This is a genomic window from Serratia sp. 506_PEND, assembly GCF_001076875.1.
Lineage (GTDB): Bacteria > Pseudomonadota > Gammaproteobacteria > Enterobacterales > Enterobacteriaceae > Serratia > Serratia marcescens.
The window spans coordinates 1-4,162 of sequence record NZ_JVEL01000175.1; the positions used below are offsets into that span (position 1 = coordinate 1).

Sequence of the window (4,162 nt, forward strand, 5' to 3'; positions counted from 1 at the left end):
TTATTTTTAAACTAATTTTTTGTCATTGCTTTTGTCGCGTGTTAATCAAGATTGACTGTTTTTTCTGCGTGTCATCAGCAGGTGTAATGGTATAATGCTATGTTTTATTTGTGTTTTTTTATTTTTGATGAAAAGGGGCGGCGCTGAGGAGGATCGTGAACGATAACGGAGTGGTATCTAAGCGGGCAAGTTCGATGGCTTCTCTGCCAGAGATAACAGGCTGAATCATAAAAAATTATAAAGAATTTCTTATGCTGTATTATTATAAAGGAAATAATAATGAATAATAAGAAATAAAGCTTATTGTGATTTCATGCATTTCTTTATTCGTAATGCTGCTGTTAACTTTCATAGGAGTATGACGTTTCAATTAAACTGCGATGAATGATCCGTTATTGAGCGATTAATGGATTAACTTTAATGAGATAATAAATGTGAAACGTTGATGTCGAGTTGATACCCGAAATGAAAGACGCAACGAGAACCGTGTCTCGCTGCGGCTGGATCCTACGGGGAAGGTGGCAGGTTAGCAGACGGCGGCTTTGATCAGTTCCACCACCAGCGGCGAAAGCTCGCCGCGCAACGCAGCGCGTTCTGATTGGAACAGCGTGGCGACGTAAAAACGCCGGCCCGGCAGTTCGATGGCGCGCACGTCGCCTTCGGCATCGTGGCCGCTGATAATCAGCGGGAAGCGCTCAAGGTCGGCGACGAAGTCCGGATTCACGCCAAAGTTGCAGTGGTAGCCTTCATGGGTGTTCAGGCAGCCGTAGGCCTGCGCGACGCGGGTGTCAGGCTGAAAAACGATGTCGCCGGTTTTTTCCACCAGCGAGCAGCTCAGCGGGGCGATCACCAACCGGCCACCGCTGTCGGTTTCCGCATGGCCGGCGTCGTGCCAGCCCATCACGTTGCGGGCGTACTCGATGATGGCGTACTGAAAGCCGCCGCAGGAACCGAGGAACGGCACGTCGTTTTCCCGCGCATGGCGGATCGCCATAAAGGCGCCGTCGTCGTGTCGATACGGGCTGCCCGGCACCACCCAGATGGCATCGAAATCTTGCAGGACATCGGGGGAGGTCAAGGTTTCGGTCGGTAGCCACTGGGGCTGCACGTCGATGTCGAGATGGGCGGCGGTGAGCTGGAGCGCCACGGGGATGGCCTGATGGGCCACGGCTTGCGGGTTGTAATCACCGACCAGAGCAATGCGGACTTGAGCTTTCATCATTTCCTTTCCTGTGCGGGTAAAGAAGGAGATTACAGGAAAGCGGGATTTTGAACCGCAGATTTTTTAAACGCGGCGCACAAAAAAGCCCGGCGTCGGCCGGGCTGGAAAATGGGGCTCAGTACAGCGAGGGCGCACCAGCCGGTCGGGTTTTGAAGCGGCGGTGCAGCCACATGTATTGCTCCGGCGCCCGCATGATCTCTTTCTCGATCACTTTGTTCATGTAAGCCGCCGCCGCCTGTTCGTCGCTGAGCGGGTAGTCTTCCAGGGCCGGCTGGATCAGCAGGTCGTAGCCGCGGCCGCCTTCGCGGCGGATCAGCACCACCGGCACCAGCGCCGGGTTGGCCATGCGCGCCAGCATGAAGGTGCCGCTGGTGGTGGCGGCCTGATCGACGGCGAACAGCGGCGCGAATACGCTGCCGCGCGGGCCATAGTCCTGATCCGGCGCGAACCATACCGCCTCGCCGCGCTTGAGCGCGTGCACCATGCCGCGCAGATCCTTGCGGTCGATCATCGCCTTGTTGGAACGCATGCGGCCTTTGGTCTGCGCCCACTCCATCGCTTTATTGTTGTGCGGACGGTACATCGCCATCATCGGCTGGCACAGGCCCATTGCCCGGCCGCCCAGCTCCAGCGACATGAAGTGCACGCCGATCACCAGCACGCCGCGATCGTCGCGCTGCGCCATTTTGAGGTGGTTGATGCCGGAGACGTTGAACCAGCGTTTGACGCGTTTATCCGACCAGAACCAGGCCATGCCGGTTTCCAACAGGCCCATGCCGAGCGATTCGAAGTTGCCCACCACCTTGCGCTCGCGCTGCGCTTCGTCCATCTCGGGGAAGCACAGTTCGAGGTTGCGACGGGTGATAGTGACGCGGCGTTTGAGAAATCGCATCGAGGTGCGCCCCATCCACACTCCCAGCCGATTGAGCAACGGGTAGGGGAGCTGGACCAGCAGGAACAGCAGGGCGAGGCCGAACCAGGTTAACCAGTAGCGCGGGTGCAGCAAGGCCAGTTGAAATGCTTTGGCTGATTTCATAGAAACTCTTTTTATACGTTAAAAGGGGCAGCAAGCTGTAACGCATAAAGGTTCCACTCGATAGCGATACGACTACTCAGACACCCAGGTACGGCCAGGGTTTAGTCGGAATTCCATAATTGACTAAACATTTACATTCGAAGGGCGGTTTGCGCTGCTATCAGGCTTCGGAGGGATAGCTGTTGGCCAGCGGAGGCGGCTCTAGGAATGCGTATGTTAACACAGGGTACGGGGTACAGAGGAAGAGAGGCATGCGAATATTCTCATTCGCGTTGCCTCTGGATTGACGATTGGCGGCGGTTTACAGACTGGGGAGGATGATGGCGGCGAAAATGGCGGCGATCACCAGCCACTTCAGCAGGTAGTAACCGCGGCGATTACGCGCCTTCAGGCGCTGACCGGCGTCGCGCACCGCGTTGACGTATTTGAAGATGCGGTTGATGCCGCCGGTGCGGTCCTGATCGTCATTCGGCGAACTGGCCGCCGACATCAGCGTAGCGCCGACCCAGTGGTTGACCGCTTGCGCCCAGCGCCATTTCATGGGCCGCTCGACGTCGCAAAACAGAATGATGCGCGTCTGATCGGTGGCGTTCTGCGCCCAGTGCACGTAGGTTTCATCGAAGATCACCGCTTGGCCGTCGCGCCAGCTGTGCTGCTCGCCGTCCACCTCGATGAAGCAGCGATCGTCGTTGGGCGTCATCAGCCCCAGGTGATAGCGCACCGAGCCGGCGTAAGGATCGCGGTGTTTACCCAAATGGCTGCCGGGCGGCAGCTCGGCGAACATCGCCGCCTTTACGGATGGGATGCGGTTGAGCAGTTCGACGGTTTTCGGGCACAGCGTTTGCGCCGAAGGGTGGCTGTCGCTGTACCACTTCAGATAAAAACGTTTCCAGCCGCGTTTGAAGAAGGTGTTGAATCCGGCGTCGTTGTGCGACTGCGCCTTTTTGATGTGATCCTGCAAGCGCACGGCTTCCTCGCGGATCACCTGCCAGTTGTCGGTCAGCGTCTGCAGCTCCGGGAAGCCTTTTTCGTCGAAATAGGGCTGTTTGGCGGGCAAACGGGAGAAGCCGGTCATAAACATGTTGATCGGCCCCATAAAGGTGGAGTGATCGAACAGTTGGCGGGTAAGCTTTTGTTTCTCTTTGCCGCGGGAGTGTGCGTAGAGGAAGCTGATGATAAAAATGCCGATAATGATCGCGGCAACCATAGAATCCATCCCTGTTGGTGCGTGTTAAAAATTCGTACAAATTATAGTTTTGTGACAGGAAAAATTTAACTTTTTCGTGCGCTTTCCCCGCTCATACTGCTTGGTGGCATAAAAAATCAATAAAACCGTTGGTAATGAAATTTTATATCGATTTTTTTGGTTTTAGTCCTATTCTTAAATCGTTCAAGGGGTGTTTCATGCCATCTTGTGTCATGACGAATGGCACGTATCTGAGAAAAGAGGGACTTATGAAGAAATCAATCATTGCCTTGTCTGCACTGCTGCTCGCTTCCCCGGTGTTCGCTGCTGAAACCGCGACCGACACCGCCGCTCACGCCAGCAACGAGGTCGTCGCTGAGGCGCATAAAGGGGCGGATACCGCCAAAGAAAAGCTGCACCAGTCTCAGGACAAGGGTGAAGAGCTGAAGCTGAAAGCCAAGCACGCCGCTGAAGGCAAGAGCGACAGCGTCGGCAGCAAAGTGAGCGAAGGCTCGCAAAAAGCCTGGCACTCCACCAAACAAGGTACGGAGAAGGCTTGGGACAAGACCAAGCAAGGGGCGGAAAGCCTCAAGAACAAAGCGACCGAGTAAGGTCTCCGCTTTTTACCCCAAGGGCCGCGCTGCGGCCTTTTTTATTGCCCTTAAACCGGGCAGGCCACAAAAGAAAAAGGCGCCGCCTCTTGCAAGGGTGCGCCTTT

Annotated in this window: 4 protein-coding genes; 1 reads left to right on the plus strand and 3 read right to left on the minus strand. The window is 55.6% G+C overall.

All coding sequences use genetic code 11. The annotated features are described in order from the left end of the window. Positions 1–526 precede the first annotated feature (526 nt). The 3 genes from ADK28_RS04240 to lpxO all read right to left on the minus strand — a co-directional run bounded on the left by ADK28_RS04240 (position 527) and on the right by lpxO (position 3,465). Positions 527–1,222: a CTP synthase C-terminal region-related (seleno)protein gene (locus ADK28_RS04240; RefSeq protein WP_422663527.1), complete on the minus strand. Its 696-nt coding sequence runs from the start codon at positions 1,220–1,222 to the stop codon at positions 527–529. 115 nt (positions 1,223–1,337) lie between these two features. Then, positions 1,338–2,258 (minus strand): kdo(2)-lipid IV(A) palmitoleoyltransferase, encoded by a 921-nt coding sequence (gene lpxP / locus ADK28_RS04245; RefSeq protein WP_016930250.1) that lies wholly within the window; start codon positions 2,256–2,258, stop codon positions 1,338–1,340. Between the two features lie 301 nt (positions 2,259–2,559). Next, on the minus strand, positions 2,560–3,465 hold the full coding sequence (gene lpxO, locus ADK28_RS04250) for a lipid A hydroxylase LpxO (protein ID WP_004936848.1): 906 nt from the start codon (positions 3,463–3,465) through the stop codon (positions 2,560–2,562). Between the two features lie 248 nt (positions 3,466–3,713). Between lpxO and ADK28_RS04255 the strand changes: the two genes are divergently transcribed. Continuing rightward, complete coding sequence (locus ADK28_RS04255) at positions 3,714–4,055, plus strand: hypothetical protein (protein WP_016930249.1); 342 nt, start codon at positions 3,714–3,716, stop codon at positions 4,053–4,055. Positions 4,056–4,162: the final 107 nt, after the last annotated feature.